This is a genomic window from Streptomyces sp. NPDC058877 (genome assembly GCF_042742855.1).
Taxonomy (GTDB): domain Bacteria; phylum Actinomycetota; class Actinomycetes; order Streptomycetales; family Streptomycetaceae; genus Streptomyces.
Genome location: NZ_JBHYMF010000042.1, coordinates 1 through 15,380 on the forward strand (window position 1 = coordinate 1; position 15,380 = coordinate 15,380).

Here is a 15,380-nt window from a genome sequence, read left to right on the forward strand (position 1 = left end):
CGGATCGCCCGAGCTGCCCTCGTCGTCCTGCAGCTCGAACACGGCCGCACCGCCTGAATGAAGATCACAAACCGTCACGAGACGTTACCGAGAAGGGTTCACTGACTGTGACGACTGACGCACTCGACCCCGGACTGAATGGGGATTACCCGTACTTCCCGCGCGACGCCGAGGGGCGCCCCGTGTGGTCCGACACTCCCCACGGCGAAGAAGAGGGCACCGTGATGCCCCGGGGCGTTCAGCGGATGCGTGACCCTGCGCGGCCCGGTCGGGTTCTACTCGTGGACGTCACGCCTCGCCGGCCGGACGGGACACTCATTCAGCCGCCGACCATTCCGCCCCAGGGAACGACGCCCTCATAGGGCTGGGCGTGCGGAGAGCGTGGGGGCTGCGCAAGGTGGTGCAGCTCCCACCGTGTCCGCATCCGTCGCGCCCGGAGCCGACGACGAGCGGCCCGGAATGACGCTGCGGCACGGCTCCGCCGGATCATCGAGCGGAAGGGGACCGCGTGGTGTGACTGGTGCCTGGACGACTTCCCCACGGTGGACGTGGACCATGCGCGGCCCCTCTCGATGGGAGGGACCGACACGGACGGAAACGCTCATGTGTTCTGCCGGGGGTGTCACCAGCTCAAGACGGCGACGGAGTTCGGGGCGTCAGGCTTGCCTGATTTCCAGACTCCCCCTGCTGCATATGCGGTGTCCAGATGCTAGAAGACGATGTCCTTGGCGGCGTCTTGGAATTCATTCGTCACCGCACCGAACTCGTTGTTCTGTCCGCTAAAAAGCGAGTCGCCATGTGCGTCAAGGGCGAAGTTGTACGACTGGTCCAGCACCTTTCCTCCCGAGTCCCCGGCCCCAATCGAATCGGCGTGCGCAGTGCTGGTGAAGGACAGGGCGGCCCCTGCAAGGGCAATGGCGGCAAGTGCGCGCTTGGTGTTGTTCATGCCTCACCAACGATCTTGGACCTGTCGGGTCACGTTCAACACTGCCCCCTGCGTAACGAGGTGTGTCCGTGCCCGGTAGACCCCGCCCTCCGTGCTCGGTACCCGAGTGCCCTGCTGGTCGCTCGGGGCGTGTCCGATCCGGACGCATTCTCTCGGCTGCGTCCGCTGTGTGCGGCGTGCCATAACCGCGAGACGGCACGCCACCAGCCCGGCGGATGGGCTGCCGAGCGGGTCAAGCCTCGCCGCTGGTGACGCCGACCAGGGGGTAACTCCCCTCCCTCCCGTCAAAAGATCGTGGGGGAGACAAAAAACTCGCATGGCTCATTAGAGCGTTCCCGTGGAGTGCTCATTGCCCCGCCAGTCCTCTTTCGAGAGGCTGGCGGGGCTTTCTGCGTTCAGGAAGTCACGCGGCCTTGAGCTTGGCCACCTCGCGCACGCGTTCATGGAGTTCCCGGACGACGGAAGAATTGCGCGGCATCGTGAGTGCCCGAAGCTTGCCGAAATGCTCGTCACCGCGCGCGGTGGACAGTACTTCGTAGTCGTCCAGGAAGCGCCCCCACGTACGGCACGACTCTTCGAGGTGTCCGTGTTCGTGCTGCCGCTGTGCCAGCACCGCGTGCGCATGGAGTCGGCCTTGACGTTCCGATGGGTTCATGACCCGGATGGAGGACTTGAGTGCCTTGATCGAACTCTCCAGGTCCCGCCCCTCGTAGTGGACGTGAGAGATGTGGAACAGGAACGCAGCGCGGTCGTAGCCGCCCACGGCGTCGCGCCGCGAGTCCGCCCGCGAGAGCGCGGTTTCCGCCTCCCGGAGTCGGACGACGGCCGTCCGCCGGTCACCGACCATCGCGGAGGCGTGGGCTTGCTGACCCCGCAGGAACGCCACGAGACGGGGACCGGCCGCGCCGGTCGGAGCTGCCTCGGCCGCAGAGTCCGCGAACTCCAGGGCTCGCCGGCCGTAGCGCAGGTGCGATGCTTGCAGGCTCATCCCGCGCAGGGTCCGGCAGTACGTGAGCTGGTCGCCGGATTCCCGGGCGAGATCGAGAGCGTGCAGGTAGTAGGTCTGCCCCAGACCATGGGCGCGCTCGTACATGGCCATCCACCCGGTGAGGTAGACCAGATCCGACGCGGCGGAGAGCATGTCACGGTGCACGGCGTCCGGAGCCGCCGCGCGCAGGTACCCGCCAACGGTGTTGACGAGGAACGCCGATGCCATCGGACGGGCGTGCCCGCCGCCGAGATCATCGAGGATGTCGGCGATCTTGTCCGTCATCCGTCGAACGGTCTCGACCTCACCTTGACCGATGCGGCCCGTGGGCCTGGTGAGCCGTCCCTGGTCCTCCGCGTGCGCCGTGGTCATCAGCGCGGAGAAGGCCGGAACGGTGAGGGCGGCGGAGTACAGAGTCGTCGTGAGCAGCTTGCGGCGGGACGGGTCCATATCTTCCTTCCCGAGGTCGATAAGAGAATCCACGGTGTCACGCCCAGGATCGGCAGCTACCCCGGCAGGCCGCTGCAAGCCCGCTTCCGCGTAAGAGACCGGGCGTCCTAGCTTCCGTTCCAGTACGGCGATGATCACGGGCCTGATCTGGGGTTTCGGCTGTCCGCCCTGCTTCCACTGCGAAACGGAAGGTTGGCGGTAGTCCACCGACAGACCCGCTTCGGCAGCAACTCGGTTCACAGCATGGGCGAACTTCGTTTCCGAGTATCCCGCCTGTTCAAGGAGGGTGCAGAGACCTTCATTGCGCGGTCGTTCGGAAGCTCTGGGCACGACAACCCCCGGCGCTTATGAGTCTTATGGTTTGCCCTCCCCGCAACGGTACCGGTTCAAGCGTGCTTCGCGGTTTGCTCTTCGTACGCAAGAGATCAGCGCACGGCGGGAACAAGCCGTTCCCGTAAAGGAGGTGAGCCGTGCTGAATGGCCCCCCGGCAGACCCGGTAACGAGTGCGCCCCGCCCGCAGGTGCCCGACGGAGACCGGATCGACGACGCCAGGCACGACCAGGCCGTGCCGACCGGCACCACCGATGACTCGCCCGTGATGGTCGCCCTCATGGCGCGGGTCTCGGAGGAGAACGGGATGCGCCGAGCCATCCGGAACGGGACCCCGGGGATGCCCGCGTGAGGACCGACAGAACGCGGACCTACGCCGAGTCCCCGATCACCCTTCCGATGACGTCGGTACCGCCCGCCGTGCCTGTCTCGGGCTGCACGACATGTGCGCTCGCGGCGGAGGCAGAGCGGCACAGCGTCCGCGTCCGCGACGAGTCGGCGGCTGCGGACTACCGCGTCGAGATACGCAATCACCCTCACGAGGAACCGAAGTTGATGATCAGGGAGTGTGCCCCGTGACTGCGGCGCCGACTGTCGCGGTCCCGGTCTACCGCATGGCCAAGCATCCCGGGCCGGAGTCCGAGGTCACCATGACGGCTCGCTGCCTGGGCGGCGGGTGTGCTTGGGAGTCGGAGCCGACACCGGCCGACATGTCGTCGGGTGGATGTGAAGCGCACACGGTCACGACCGGACACACCGTCTTCGCCGTGACGCTGGAGTACGTGGCGCTGGTGACCCGTGAGTGAAGGAAGCCGTGGCCGTCACGGTGACCACTGTTCTCCTGCTGCTCTCTCTGGTCGTCGCCGTCCTCGCGAAGTGACGCGGCGCGCGTCGGTTTCGTAGAGCGGACGTGACCCGCTCGCGGTCTGACAGGTTGGTGCCGTATCCGGCAACCCTGCGGACCTGTTCCCCTCGAAAGGCTTGCTCATGAAGCGTGTTGTGGCCCGGCTCTGGCGGCTCATCCGGGGCCCGTTGCAGTGGCGCGTCCTCTGGTTCGCCCACGCCAAGTTCATGGTGGGCGTCACCGGCGTCGTACGCGACGACCAGGGGCGCGTTCTGCTCCTCAAGCACCGGATGTGGCCGCCGGAGCGCCCGTGGGGACTGCCTACGGGGTATGCGATCAAGGGCGAGGAGTTCCCGGCGACCATCGTCCGGGAGGTGAAGGAAGAGACCGGACTCATCGTCAAGCCCGGTCGTCTGGTGAGCGTGACGAGCGGTTACAAGCTCCGCGTGGAAGTCGCCTACGAGGCACTGCACGCCGGAGGAACGCTGACCATCGACGGTTTCGAGATCTTGGAGGCGCAATGGTTCGAACCGGACTCCCTGCCGGAGGGGATGCAGGAATCCCACCGGCAGCTCATCAGGGGCACCACCCCGTCGTAGCCTCTCTGGCCCCGAACGAAACGGTGGTCGGCGCGCGGGCGTCAGAGGCTCTGGCCTCCCTGCGGGCCGACACCGCCGTCCTCACCTCGGCCCACCCCGATCACGTGTTCCGCACCGCCACCGAACGTCTGGCCCGATGGCAGGCGGCGGGTCTGGACACGGGGGTCTTCCACGCCGGCTTCTACATGGCCTGGGACCGGTACGCCGAGCTGGGACTCTCGCAGATGCTCCCGCTACACCGGGTGCTGGTCGGGGCGGAGTCCTCGCGCCCCGGCGCGTTCGGGGGCTTCCACCACCCCGACCAGGGATACCGGCACTTGCAGATGATCGCCCTGGTCACCATGCATGGTCCGTTGGGGAGGGACGTTCCCGAACGGGCGAGTCTGGCCCTACTCGATCTGTTGCGTGCCTACGCACACGACTGTCTGCACTTCGGTTCCCGCCGCCGGTACGTGGACATCGACGGGCGATTGGTTCGCACGCAGTACGGGATCAACTTCCGTCGTGCGTCGGGACGTACGTACTCTGCCGCTGACCCGAAGGACGCGCCGCACACCCGAAACCTCGGCGTCGTCATGGAAGGTGCGTGCGACAGGGAAGCTCGCCGCATCACCCGTGAGGCTGCGGCACGTGTCGGAGTCGAGGAACCCGGGGACGCGGTGGGAAGGCTCGCGTTCCGAGACGTGACGGGAACCCTGGCGGGGGACGAGGGAGCCGCTTCGGCCGACGCGCCCACGGACGAGATCACCCGATACACCGGGGCGCTCTGGCGCTACGAAGCCGGAGTGAACCGGCGGTACGCGTCATTCCTGGACGAGTTCGCTCCCGGGGAGCAGGAAGACCTACACACCCTTGTCCTGCGCTCGGTGATCAGCGGAGCGACCGGGGCCCTCTCGGGATGGCTGGACGACCGGCACGGCCCCGGCACCTTCGCCGGTCTGTTCCGTACGCCGGAATACTTCGACCCCGGGGTGCCCGTCTGAACGGTTCCTACGTTGTCCGTGCACCCGCCCCCCACGGGTGCGCGGACGGCCTACTGCGCGTCCTCGCTGCGGCACGGTGTAGACGTACCCGAGTTCCCGCAGGTGCCGCACCGCGCGGCGGGCGGTGTCCCGCGCCACGCCCCAACGCTGGATCAACGACGACTCCGAGGGGATCGGACGGTCCACGGCGAGCGTGCCCGACTCGATGTCCCGGATGATCTCCGCCGCGATCTGCTGATACGGCGGTGTCGGGGCTTCGTAGTCAATGCTCGGGCTCATAGGGGAAGCGTAGACAACCGGACACGGCGGGGTCCGTTTCCATACGTAGGTAGACGAGGGTAGAGGAGTTGGCTGCCGTCGAAAACGAAAGCGCCCCGAGGGACCGATTAGGCCCGGTCCATCGGGGCTTGCCGAAACAGCTAACAGGAGCTGAAACGACCATGCGCGACTCTATCGCCCGCACGCTTATGTGGGCGCTGTCCCTGCTGCTGCCCGCACGAGGAAAGCGCCGAGCCGTCCCCGTGCTCGCCCCCGAGCCGACGACCCCGCCCCGCGTCATCTGCGGCCCGACCTCACCGATTCCCGCTCACGTCCTCGCCCGCTCGATTCCGTCCCCGTGGCGCCACCGCGTTGGCCCGTGGCTGCTCGCGCGGGAAGCCGAGCGGACGCTAGAGCTGTGCGTGATCCGGGAACGTCGGCGCGCTGCCGTACTTGCTGCGGAAGGGGTGGACTACCCCTACACGTACGAGGGCGCCCCGTTCCCTGCGTCCGCGTTCGTTGCGGCGGGGGCGTCGGCATGACCCGCGAAGCACTCACCACCGAGACCGCCCCGCCCGTGACCCGTGCACTGTGCTGCCACTGCAAGCGCTGGACGTACGCGGCCGTGGAAGTCGGGTACATCGAGCGCGCAAGCGGCCCCGGAGTCGTCCTCTGGGGCTGCCCCAGTCACGCCATGGCTATGATCCCTCGCCCCATGCCCGGAGAGCTGGAGCGGGGCGCGTAGCCCCTCACAGACAGTAAAACGCCCCGTGCGGCTCAACTGCCGTGCGGGGCTTCTGTGTTCTCTGACGTGCGCGTATGCTCAGAACTGGTAGTCAGGAGTGTTGGGGTCGGCGAGGACCGCCCAGCCCGAGCCGTCGGGGTTCCGGTGGTCGGCGACGAGGCGGGCGCCGAGGCCCAGCAACCGTTCCACTTCCTGATCGCGCGAGCTCTCTGGCCGCAGACACAGGTGGATCCGGTTCTTGATCGTCTTGGGCTCCGGCACTTGGTTGAAGTACAGCACCGGGCCCTCCGTCAGCAGCACCTCCGTCTCCCGGTCCCCCGGTCTGGCGTCGGGGTGGAGCGGGCGGCCCGTCACTCCGCTCCAGAACCGGGCCAGTTCATAGGCGTCCGCACAGTCGATCGCCACGTTCTGCAGTACCGAGACCATGGGTGCGAGCCTTGCGGATCTCCTCGCCGCGCGCCACCGGATTGCGCTGTTCCCCCACCCGCAGCCATGCCGGAGCACCACGGTCCGGTCCCTGCCCCGACAGCGCGCCCGACGGCAGCACACCCCTCACGCTGCGTGACGCTTCCGGTCCCGCAACGGGCTCCCCCGGCTCCGGTGGGCTCCTTCGGCCACCGGGCGCGGGACGATGCGGGGGGCCCGGGCCGTTCCGTACCCTGACTGCATGCGCATGCGCCCCACACTGAGCTGGACGCCCACCGAGGACCTGCCGCCGGGCACCACGGACCTGGGGCCGGTCGTCGACGCACTGGGCACCCGCGGCGTGCTGGTGCTCAGCGGCGCGGGCCTCTCCACGGAGTCGGGCATCCCCGACTACCGCGGCGAGGGCGGCAGCCTGCGTCGACACACTCCGATGACGTACCAGGACTTCACCGGCAGTGCACGGGCGCGACGCCGCTATTGGGCACGCAGCCACCTCGGCTGGCGCACGTTCGGCCGGGCGCGCCCCAACGCCGGGCACCGGGCCGTGGCGGCATTCGCCCACCACGGCCTGGTCTCGGGAGTGATCACCCAGAACGTCGACGGTCTGCACCAGGCCGCCGGCAGCGAGCACGTGGTGGAACTCCACGGGAGCCTGGCCCGTGTCGTCTGCCTCTCCTGTGGTGCCCTCAGCCCGCGTCGCACACTGGCCGAGCGGCTGGAAGAGGCCAATGCGGGCTTCGAGCCGGTGGCCGCGGGGATGAACCCCGACGGCGATGCCGACCTCAGCGACGAGCAGGTCGAGGGGTTCCGGGTGTTGCCGTGCAGCGACTGTGGCGGTGTCCTGAAGCCGGACGTGGTGTTCTTCGGCGAGAACGTCCCGCCGCCACGGGTCGAGCACTGTCGGCGGCTGGTCGACCGGGCGAGCGCACTGCTGGTCCTGGGTTCCTCACTCACGGTGATGTCCGGCCTCCGGTTCGTCCGGCAGGCGGCCGAGGCAGGAACGCCGGTGCTGATCGTCAACCGGGACCCGACCCGCGGTGACCGGTTGGCTGCCACCCGCGTGGCCCTTCCCCTCGGGACGGCCCTCATGTCCCTCGCCGACCTCCTGGGCGTCTCCGTCGGCCACGGAGTGGAGACCGACCGACACGGCGGCTCGTGAGGTGCTGCCCGTTTCCCGATTCGGCCGGAGCGCTCTGGTCGTCACACGGGCGGGCTTCTTGGCACCTGCGAGGCTGCGGCGCCGCATGTCGTGCGCTTCAATTCTTGACGGCCTCCGCGATCTGCAGGGCGGTCTGAGCGGGCGTGAGGCGTGTGGTGTCGACGACCTCGGCCTCGCCGTGCAACCAGGTGCGGGCCGCCTCGGCGTAGGGCTCCAGGTAGTGGAGACGGAGCGGCGAGTCGGGGCCAACAACGGTGTCGCCCGCGATGCGCCCTCGGAGAGGGTCCTGGTCGGCGTGGAGGACGAAGCGCCGGAGCGGAATGGCGTGCCGAGCAAGGCCCGAGCTGATCTCGCGCCAGTACTGCTCGACCAGGACGGTCATGGGAACCACCAGAACGCCGCCGGTGCAATCGAGAACGCGTCGCGCGGTCTCGACCACAAGAGGTCGCCATGGCGGCCAGTGCTGGAAGTTGTCCGTAGCGGGCAACCCCGGTGTGATGTCCATGAGCGTCTCGCCGATCGTCTCGGCGGCTGCCACTTCCCGGTGAAGCCGCCGACGTCGACCTCGGTGAGGATGTGGGGCTTGAGCGTGGCGCGAGTGCCTCCGATGTTCGCGGGACCCGCGCCGAGGGGCCGGCGCCTCCTGCTGATCGCCTCCGACCCTTGCATGTGGATCGTCCCCATCAACCGGTCACGGTGGTAGCGCGTCAGCCCGGCCTCATCGACCTTGACGACGGCGTTCGCCTTCTTGGCGAACTGCACGGTCTCGCCCGGCAGGAGGTCGTTCGAGCCGAGTGTCATACCCATGGTTCCCCCTGGTCCGCACGGCACGGGGCACTGGCCGTGGATGCGGCCCTCGTTCCTCATCCCGCCCCCTCTGGGGCCGGGACCATCAACAGTTTCTGAGCGGCAGGCGGCGCGTACCGATCTCCTCGCGCCGGCGAGGGCTCCTCAGCCGTATCCCGAACTCCCGGGCGCCCTCCCCCGGGAACCGGCTGTGGGGCTCGTGGGTTCCCGGCGAGAGCCCTTCAGTCTGCGCACGCGCGGGGCTCTTCGGATCCGGGGTTCCGGTGCGGGACGCGGAGCTGGGCACGATCACGGACCGATCTACGGTTCGAGCTCGGACCGACGGGGCCGGTCGTTCCTGCCAGGAGGTGCTCGCCCTGCGACGACGGGGGCTGCGCGTTGCCGCCGATGGATGCCGGCGGCTAGGTTCGTGCCGTCGACACCTGAGAACGGGAACGCGAGTGAGAACCGAAGTCCAGATCTTCGTCGCCGACGGTCCACTGCCCGACGAGGATTCCTCTGAGGAAGAGATCGACCGGCGCTGCCAACAGTTGGTGGCGATCGCCCGACCCGTCACCACCGAGGAAGCCCACGCGTTGGCCGGCTGCTTCGGGCCCGACGACTGCTACGGCGTCGGCTGGACGCTGATCCACCTCATCGAAACGGCACCCGGCCCCTTGCCCGTGGTCCCCCGCCCCGATGCCGAGAACCCCATCTGGGACGTTCCCCGGGAGCGTTGGCACCGGCATGACGCCGATGAACATGAGGACGGGGACTCCGGCTGATCGCACCTCGCGAAGGAACCGCACCGTCCTCTTCTCGCCCGCTCGTCGGTTGCCCGGTGCCCGGGGCCGCGGAAGGCCTTGGACCGTTCTTCTGCGGCGGCCGATGGCCCCCCGGCCCGGTCGGCAGTGCGCTCAGGCGGAAGCCGCGATCCAGGCGTCGAGTTGTTCCTTCGTCGTGGCGGGGTCGGCCACCATTTCGGCCAGGGTGTCGTCGGCGCGGTGACGCGTCGCGACCGCCGGGCACCGCAGGCATGCGTCGACGCCCCTCTGGGTCCACCACTGGCAGCTGGTCCGGAGGTGACACCGCGGGACGGAACGGCCCCGGCCGGCGACCGGGCGCGCCAGTACGCGCTCGACGAGCGTGCAGTCGGCGCCCCTGCGGTGCAGGCAGTCGCTCGCGCAGTGCGAGGCGAAGCGCAGGATGCGGCGCGGCTCGATGCCCTCCGGGACTTCGCCCAGCACTTCGGAGGCCGGCACGGGATCGGCCAGGTAGACCACGCTCCCGTCCTGTCCGGAGCGCACGCCCAGGACGACGGACTCCGGCCTGTCCGCCTCACCGCTGGGGCACCAGGTCTGCCGTACGGACTCGTTTCCGCCCACGATGGTCACCTCCCCGGCCTCAGCAGGCGGCGCGTGCGCCGACGCGCGTCACCTGGCCGCCGGTGCCGCCGCCGACGTCAGCTGCGGCGGCTTCCTGCTGCTCCAGTTCGGCCGCGGCCCTGATGCTCTCCTTCAGCTGGGTGACCGAGGTGATGCGGTCGGACGCGGTGGGGGTCTGCTCGCTCGCCGTGACGGCCACTGCGGCAACGAGGCTCGCTGCCAGCAGTGCGGCCGCCCCGGTCGCTGCCGTCCGACGGGTCGGGTTCTCCATATCGTGCTCCTGTCTCGCCGTGATGGGAATTCAGGAGCGTAGGGAAGCGGAAGGGCCGTGAGCGGTGGTGGGCAGCGGCAGTCCAGCGGCAGTTGCCGGTCGGAGACGTCCTACGGGAGCCGGGCGAGCACATGGGCGTCGAGGAAGCCCCGCTCGGAGGCCGGGTCGTGGAGGAGACGGGCGGAGACGACGAATCCGGCGTCGGTGAGCAGGTCGACGAACCGGTCCACCGGCCAGCTGTGGGCAGGCGTCACCTTGTGGTCGAAGCGGACCGGCTCCGATGCCCCGGTCGCGAAGAACGAGACCAGGAACAGGCCTCCCGGCACGAGGACGCGCGCCTGCTCGGCGAGCAGCGCGGGCAGTTCCTCCGGTGGTGTGTGGATCATCGAGTAGTGGGCCAGGACACCGCCGAGCGTGTCGTCGGCGACCGGAAGGCACTCCATCCGCGCTTCCTCGAACCGCAGCGTCGGATGGGCCGCTCGGGCGTGGTCGATCATGCCCGGGGAGAGGTCGAACCCGTAGGGCTGGAGACCCAGGTCGTACAGCACGGCCGTCAGGTGTCCGGGACCGCATCCGACGTCGGCCACCCGGAGATCGCCCCCGTCGCGCACCAGTTCGGCGAAGGTGTTGAGCATGGCGCGCGTGAACGGTCTCGTCTCCAGCCGATCGGCGAACATCGACGCGTACAGCTCGACGACGGCGTCGTAGGCCGCCCTGGTCTCGTTCTGGTGATCCGTCACGGGCGTGAACCTAACACCCCTACGAACACGGCGCCTTCGAGCGGCACCGACGAGCGGGGCGGACCACCACTGGGGGAAACCGACCGGCCCGGCGGTCGTGCCCACCCGGCTACCCGTGCGGGTACGTCCGCACGTCCTCGTTGTACGCGGAGGCGCGTTCCCTGACGAGGTCCGGCAGCGTCCCCGCCGTCAGGTCGGCGAGCGTCGTGCCTTCCAGGACCTGGCGGATGCTCGTGCGCACGGCACGCCACACGTCCGGCAGGGGCGCAGCCGCCCCTTGGTAGGCGAGGCCCGTCAGTTTCAGGTCACGAACGCTGACCAGCGGTCCGTCCATCGCCCGGATGACGTCGGCGAGGCTGATCTCCGCCGGAGGGCGGGCCAATGCGTAGCCGCCGTCGGGCCCTCTGACGCTCACCACGAGACGGGCCTGCCTCAGGTCGCCGAGTACGACGAAGAGGAAGCGGCCGGGAATGTCCTGGCGGCCGGCAATGTCCTCGGCCTTGCGCGGCCGGTCCGGGGTGTCGGCCAGTTCCGCCATGGCCCGGAGGGCGTAATCCGTTCGTGCAGAGATCCTCACCGGGCCAATGTCTCACAGCGGTTCGGGGACCCGGCTTCGGTCTGGACGGGGCCCGGCTGCTTTCCCTCCCGTCCTCCGACGGCGTTGTCCAAATCCCTCGTTGTCGATCTACTTTGTTCATCGACATAGTGAACTTTGCCCGACCCCCTGTCCGTTCCGTGTCCACTCCGTCCCCGGAGGTGCCCGTGGCATCCCCTGCCCGCCCCGCCCCTGCCGTGACTTCCTCCTCCGGCTTTCCGCGGCCGACCGTCGCGATCGTCGGAGCGGGGGCAGCCGGCGCTCTCGTCGCCGTCCAGTTGTGCGAGACGGCGGCCCGGCGGCGCACCCCGCTGGACCTGGTCCTCGTCGATCCCGCCCCCGAGGCGGGCCGGGGTGTCGCCTACTCCACCCAGGACGCCGATCACCGTCTCAACGTCCCGGTGGGCGGGATGAGTTGTTATCCCGACGATCCTGGCCACTTCCTGCGCTGGCTCACGAACCACGGGGAGCCCACGATCACCGCCGCGGACTTCGCCCCGCGGTACCGCTACGGCTCCTACCTCGCCGACACCCTCGGCCGCGCCATCATCGCCGCCCACGGCACGGTCTCCGTGCGACGCCTTCGCACCAGGGCGACCGGCTGCACCGAGACGCCCGAAGGCCGGTTCCGACTCGCCCTCGGGAACGACGGGACGGTGGCGGCGGACAGCGTGGTGCTCGCCACCGGGCCCGCACCGGGGCCGTCCGCCTGGGCACCGGACGGGCTGCTCGGCTCGCCCAGGTTCGTCCCCCGCCCCTGGTCGCCCGGCGCGCTCGACGGGGTGGCGGACTCTGATGACGTCCTACTGGTCGGCACCGGGCTCACCGCCGTCGACCTCGCGCTCGTCCTCGACCGCCCCGGCCGCACCGTGCACGCCGTGTCCCGCACCGGGCTGCTCCCCCAACCGCACGCCGTCGCCCCGCTGCCCGCCGTCCTGCCGCCCCGGGGCCTCCCCCTTCTTCCGCTCCACCGCCTGCGCAGGGAAGTGATGCGGTACGTCGCCGAGACCCGCCGCACCCGCGGTGACTGGCGCCCCGCCTTCGACGGGCTGCGCCCCTGGGTCGGGCAGCTGTGGCAGGGCCTCACCCCGGAGGAAAGGGCCGAGTTCCTCGGCCGCGACGCCACGCGTTGGAACGTCCACCGGCACCGCATGGCCCCCTCCACCGCCGAGACGATCACCCGGGCGCGTGCCGCGCGCCGACTCCGGATCCACGCGGGCAGGATCGCCTCCGCCGCACCGCGCCAGGACGGCGGTCTCCACGTGTCCTTCGCCGACGGCCGCGAACTCGACGTGGCATGGGTCGTCGACTGCACGGGCCCGGGACTCGCGGCCGATGCCGGCGGCGACCCCTTGTGGCGCGGGCTGCTCTCCGACGGCCTCGCGGTGCCCGGCCCCCTGGGCATCGGCGTCTCCACGCACGCGGGGTGCCTGCGCGACGGGACCGGGAGCGTCGAGCGACCGTTGTTCACGCTGGGGGCGCCCCGTCGCGGCGAACTGTGGGAGACGACCGCGATCCCCGAGATCCGGACGCAGGCCAAGGAGGTCGCCGAGGCCGTCCTCGCCGCGCTGCCCCACGGTTCGCGGTCGGTGGCACGACGCCGTCCGACCGACCAGTTCGGGCTGTCGCTGTCCACGCACGCGGCTGCCGCCGCCGCGTACCGCAGCGGACTCGGACGGGTGATCACCGTACGGGCCAAGGCGGTCGAGGCCTTCGCCCGAGCGGTCGAACTCGACCCCGGTTTCGCGCTCGGCCATGCCGCACTGGCCCTGCTCGGTCACGAAGGCGGTGCGGACGTCGACGTCGCCCGCGCGCTCGCGGACGCACAGCGCAGTGTGCGTGACCGGGCGGACGACCGGGAGCGGTCGTTCGTGGACGTCGTGACGCGCAGGATCCGGGGCCATGCGGCGGACGGACGGGGGAACGGCGACGCGGTGGACGGCGACAAGGCCCTCGTCGACCATCTGACCCGCTTCCCCGGCGATGCCTTCGCCCTGGGCATCGCGGTGCCCACCATCGCCTTCGCCGGAGTGGGGGACCTCGACGGCACGCTCGCGCTGCGCCTGGTGGAGGGCACCGCCTCCGCGTACGAGGGCCACTGGTTCCACACCTCGCTGCTCTCCTTCGTCCGCCAGGAGCAGGGACGGATCGACGAAGCGGGGGAACTCGCGCGGACGGCGCTCTCCGTGGAACCCGCCTCCGGCCACGCCGTGCACGCCCTTGCGCACGTCCACTACGAGTCCGGGGCGCACCGTGCAGGGCGGGACTGGTTGGACGACTGGATCGGCAACCGGGGGCGGGGGGCCGTCCACCGGGCTCACTTCTCCTGGCACGTGGCGCTCCACGAGCTCGCCCTCGACGACTCCGCGGCGGTGCGCCGTCGTTGGTTCGCGCAGCTCGCCCCGGGCCAGGTGAACGGGGTCAGGGCCCTCGTGGACTCCGGGTCGCTCCTGTGGCGGGCCCGCATGTCCCGGAACTGGGCCGGTCGGCTGCCGGCCGACGGCGTCCTCGACGCCGTCGCCCGCGACCTGGTCGAACGTCCCTCGACCGCCTTCACCGCCCTGCACGGCGCCATCGCCCTCACCGCCGCGGGCGACCTGCCCGCGCTCCGCCGGCTGCGTCATCATGCGGCCGGTGCGGACCGGGTCCAGCGGGAGGTGGTCGTTCCCCTGTGCCGTGCGCTGGAAGCCGTCCTGGAGGAGGAGTGGGCCACCGCGGTGGCGGAACTGCGCGGATTGCTGCCCTCGCTGCGTCGGGTGGGAGGCAGCGCGGCGCAGCGGGAGGTCGTCGAGGAGACCCTGCTGTACGCCCTGGTCGAAGCGGGCCACCGCGACACGGCCCGCCGTCTCCTGGAGGAACGTCTCGATCGGCGGGCTTCTCCCCTCGACCGCCGCCGGTTGACCGGGTTGGGGGTTTGAACGGACCGCTTCGGCACGGGTGCGGTGCTGCGGGCCGGGCCTGATCCCCGATCGTTCCGTCCTCGGGGCCGCCCCCGGCGGCGCGGCGGCCCCGGCGGCGCGGCGGCCCCGGGCCTCAGATGCGGTCCGCGGTGAAGGCCGTCACGTCGCGCAGGACGCGCTCCGGACTCTCCCAGTGCACGAGGTGTCCCGCTCCCTCGTAGACGAGGAGGCGGGAGTCGGGGATCGCGTCGAGGATCGTCTGCTGGTCCGCGCGGTCCAGGAGCGGATCCTGGTCGCCCCAGACGACCAGGGTGGGCACCAGGATCCCGGTCAGAGTGGCCAGGAGGTCGGCCTCCAACAGGCCCCGCAGGGTTTCCCGCCAGACCCTGGCCGGGGCCTTGAGGCTCTCGTCCACGACGGTCTTCAAGAAGCCGCGCCCCACGGGGGTCGCCGTCAATCCGTCGGCGAGGTCCGTTGCCAGTGCGCGGTCCACGGGGTCCTTCAGCTCCCTCACCGCGTTCCAGAACTCGCCGACCCGGGGCTTGTCGGCGAGCGAGGCCGGCACGCCGAGCAGAACGAGGCCGGCCACCCGGTCGGGTCGGCGGCCCGCGAGGATGCGGGCCTGGACCCCTCCGCTCGATCCGCCGACGAGTACCGCGCGCTCCAGGCCCACGCTGTCCATGAACGCGAGGAGGTCGTCGGCGAAGTCGTCCGGTCGGTAGCCGTCGGACGGCTTGTCGGCATCACCGTGGCCCCGCTGGGTGGGGGCGTACGCGTGCAGGCCCGGAGGCATGGCTCGGAGCATCGGCTCGAACGTCCACCAGGAGTCCAGGTAGCCGTGCACCAGCACGATCGGTGTGCCCTCCGGCCACCCCGCCTCCGCGTACGGAAGCATCGGGCGCCCCTCCCCCAGGACGGCGTTGTGTACGGCGACGGCGGCCATCGCGGACCTCCTCACCTCGCTCCCCCCAGCA

Annotated in this window: 18 protein-coding genes and 1 pseudogene; 9 read left to right on the forward strand and 10 right to left on the reverse strand. The window is 70.2% G+C overall.

Going from position 1 to position 15,380, the window contains the following annotated elements:
• Positions 1-524 precede the first annotated feature (524 nt).
• Positions 525-713: an HNH endonuclease gene (locus ACFW2Y_RS12865; RefSeq protein WP_384877232.1), complete on the forward strand. Its 189-nt coding sequence runs from the start codon at positions 525-527 to the stop codon at positions 711-713.
• Here ACFW2Y_RS12865 and ACFW2Y_RS12870 read toward each other — a convergent pair.
• A complete protein-coding gene (locus tag ACFW2Y_RS12870; RefSeq protein ID WP_384877153.1) occupies positions 710-946 on the reverse strand; it encodes a hypothetical protein in 237 nt (78 codons plus the stop codon). The two genes, ACFW2Y_RS12865 and ACFW2Y_RS12870, sit on opposite strands and share 4 nt — an antisense overlap.
• Before the next feature lie 403 nt (positions 947-1,349).
• Complete coding sequence (locus tag ACFW2Y_RS12875; protein WP_384877155.1) at positions 1,350-2,714, reverse strand: hypothetical protein; 1,365 nt, start codon at positions 2,712-2,714, stop codon at positions 1,350-1,352.
• Positions 2,715-2,854: 140 nt separating this feature from the next.
• Here ACFW2Y_RS12875 and ACFW2Y_RS12880 point away from each other — a divergent pair, with 140 nt between their 5' ends.
• From ACFW2Y_RS12880 to ACFW2Y_RS12895, 4 genes are all read left to right on the forward strand, one after another.
• Entirely contained in the window at positions 2,855-3,067 is a 213-nt protein-coding gene (locus ACFW2Y_RS12880; protein ID WP_384877157.1) for a hypothetical protein, read from the forward strand.
• A 223-nt stretch (positions 3,068-3,290) separates the two neighbouring features.
• A complete protein-coding gene (locus tag ACFW2Y_RS12885) occupies positions 3,291-3,521 on the forward strand; it encodes a hypothetical protein (protein ID WP_384877159.1) in 231 nt (76 codons plus the stop codon).
• 181 nt (positions 3,522-3,702) lie between these two features.
• Positions 3,703-4,158, forward strand: coding sequence for an NUDIX domain-containing protein (locus ACFW2Y_RS12890; protein ID WP_383163824.1), 456 nt, complete (start codon positions 3,703-3,705; stop codon positions 4,156-4,158).
• Positions 4,159-4,181: 23 nt separating this feature from the next.
• The gene (locus tag ACFW2Y_RS12895) at positions 4,182-5,141 is read left to right on the forward strand and encodes a hypothetical protein (protein ID WP_384877161.1); all 960 of its coding nucleotides are present in this window, start codon (positions 4,182-4,184) and stop codon (positions 5,139-5,141) included.
• Between the two features lie 114 nt (positions 5,142-5,255).
• On the opposite strand, the pseudogene ACFW2Y_RS12900 reads toward ACFW2Y_RS12895, so the two are convergent.
• Positions 5,256-5,420: pseudogene (locus tag ACFW2Y_RS12900) on the reverse strand (GntR family transcriptional regulator); the annotation flags it as partial.
• 517 nt (positions 5,421-5,937) lie between these two features.
• Between ACFW2Y_RS12900 and ACFW2Y_RS12905 the strand changes: the two are divergent.
• Complete coding sequence (locus ACFW2Y_RS12905) at positions 5,938-6,144, forward strand: hypothetical protein (RefSeq protein WP_384877163.1); 207 nt, start codon at positions 5,938-5,940, stop codon at positions 6,142-6,144.
• Between the two features lie 78 nt (positions 6,145-6,222).
• Here the strand turns inward: ACFW2Y_RS12905 and ACFW2Y_RS12910 are convergent, their stop codons facing one another.
• Positions 6,223-6,570, reverse strand: coding sequence for a VOC family protein (locus tag ACFW2Y_RS12910; protein WP_384877165.1), 348 nt, complete (start codon positions 6,568-6,570; stop codon positions 6,223-6,225).
• 241 nt (positions 6,571-6,811) lie between these two features.
• Between ACFW2Y_RS12910 and ACFW2Y_RS12915 the strand changes: the two genes are divergently transcribed.
• On the forward strand, positions 6,812-7,729 hold the full coding sequence (locus ACFW2Y_RS12915; RefSeq protein ID WP_384877166.1) for an NAD-dependent protein deacetylase: 918 nt from the start codon (positions 6,812-6,814) through the stop codon (positions 7,727-7,729).
• A 97-nt stretch (positions 7,730-7,826) separates the two neighbouring features.
• Here the strand turns inward: ACFW2Y_RS12915 and ACFW2Y_RS12920 are convergent, their stop codons facing one another.
• Entirely contained in the window at positions 7,827-8,267 is a 441-nt protein-coding gene (locus ACFW2Y_RS12920) for an ATP-binding protein (protein ID WP_384877168.1), read from the reverse strand.
• A 709-nt stretch (positions 8,268-8,976) separates the two neighbouring features.
• Here ACFW2Y_RS12920 and ACFW2Y_RS12925 point away from each other — a divergent pair.
• Positions 8,977-9,300 carry a hypothetical protein gene (locus ACFW2Y_RS12925; RefSeq protein WP_384877170.1) on the forward strand — a complete coding sequence of 108 codons (324 nt, stop codon included), beginning with the start codon at positions 8,977-8,979 and terminating at the stop codon, positions 9,298-9,300.
• A 132-nt stretch (positions 9,301-9,432) separates the two neighbouring features.
• Here the strand turns inward: ACFW2Y_RS12925 and ACFW2Y_RS12930 are convergent, their stop codons facing one another.
• The 4 genes from ACFW2Y_RS12930 to ACFW2Y_RS12945 form a co-directional block, all read right to left on the reverse strand.
• Positions 9,433-9,900 (reverse strand): hypothetical protein, encoded by a 468-nt coding sequence (locus ACFW2Y_RS12930; RefSeq protein WP_384877172.1) that lies wholly within the window; start codon positions 9,898-9,900, stop codon positions 9,433-9,435.
• Positions 9,901-9,919: 19 nt separating this feature from the next.
• Positions 9,920-10,171, reverse strand: coding sequence for a hypothetical protein (locus ACFW2Y_RS12935; protein WP_384877174.1), 252 nt, complete (start codon positions 10,169-10,171; stop codon positions 9,920-9,922).
• A gap of 110 nt (positions 10,172-10,281) precedes the next feature.
• Entirely contained in the window at positions 10,282-10,911 is a 630-nt protein-coding gene (locus ACFW2Y_RS12940) for a class I SAM-dependent methyltransferase (protein ID WP_384877176.1), read from the reverse strand.
• A gap of 109 nt (positions 10,912-11,020) precedes the next feature.
• Positions 11,021-11,488, reverse strand: a complete 468-nt coding sequence (locus ACFW2Y_RS12945) for an RrF2 family transcriptional regulator (RefSeq protein ID WP_384877178.1) — start codon at positions 11,486-11,488, stop codon at positions 11,021-11,023.
• Between the two features lie 215 nt (positions 11,489-11,703).
• Here ACFW2Y_RS12945 and ACFW2Y_RS12950 point away from each other — a divergent pair, with 215 nt between their 5' ends.
• Positions 11,704-14,424 (forward strand): FAD/NAD(P)-binding protein, encoded by a 2,721-nt coding sequence (locus tag ACFW2Y_RS12950; protein ID WP_384877234.1) that lies wholly within the window; start codon positions 11,704-11,706, stop codon positions 14,422-14,424.
• A 115-nt stretch (positions 14,425-14,539) separates the two neighbouring features.
• Here ACFW2Y_RS12950 and ACFW2Y_RS12955 read toward each other — a convergent pair whose 3' ends face one another.
• Positions 14,540-15,349 (reverse strand): alpha/beta fold hydrolase, encoded by an 810-nt coding sequence (locus ACFW2Y_RS12955; protein WP_384877180.1) that lies wholly within the window; start codon positions 15,347-15,349, stop codon positions 14,540-14,542.
• Between the last annotated feature and the right edge of the window lie 31 nt (positions 15,350-15,380).

Bases quoted from the DNA above. Each gene is read 5' to 3' on its own strand.
- ACFW2Y_RS12870 (WP_384877153.1), bottom strand. From the start codon at position 946: ATGAACAACACCAAGCGCGCACTTGCCGCCATTGCCCTTGCAGGGGCC.
- ACFW2Y_RS12890 (WP_383163824.1), top strand. From the start codon at position 3,703: ATGAAGCGTGTTGTGGCCCGGCTCTGGCGGCTCATCCGGGGCCCGTTG.
- ACFW2Y_RS12905 (WP_384877163.1), top strand. From the start codon at position 5,938: ATGACCCGCGAAGCACTCACCACCGAGACCGCCCCGCCCGTGACCCGT.
- ACFW2Y_RS12910 (WP_384877165.1), bottom strand. From the start codon at position 6,570: ATGGTCTCGGTACTGCAGAACGTGGCGATCGACTGTGCGGACGCCTAT.
- ACFW2Y_RS12915 (WP_384877166.1), top strand. From the start codon at position 6,812: ATGCGCATGCGCCCCACACTGAGCTGGACGCCCACCGAGGACCTGCCG.
- ACFW2Y_RS12935 (WP_384877174.1), bottom strand. From the start codon at position 10,171: ATGGAGAACCCGACCCGTCGGACGGCAGCGACCGGGGCGGCCGCACTG.
- ACFW2Y_RS12955 (WP_384877180.1), bottom strand. From the start codon at position 15,349: ATGGCCGCCGTCGCCGTACACAACGCCGTCCTGGGGGAGGGGCGCCCG.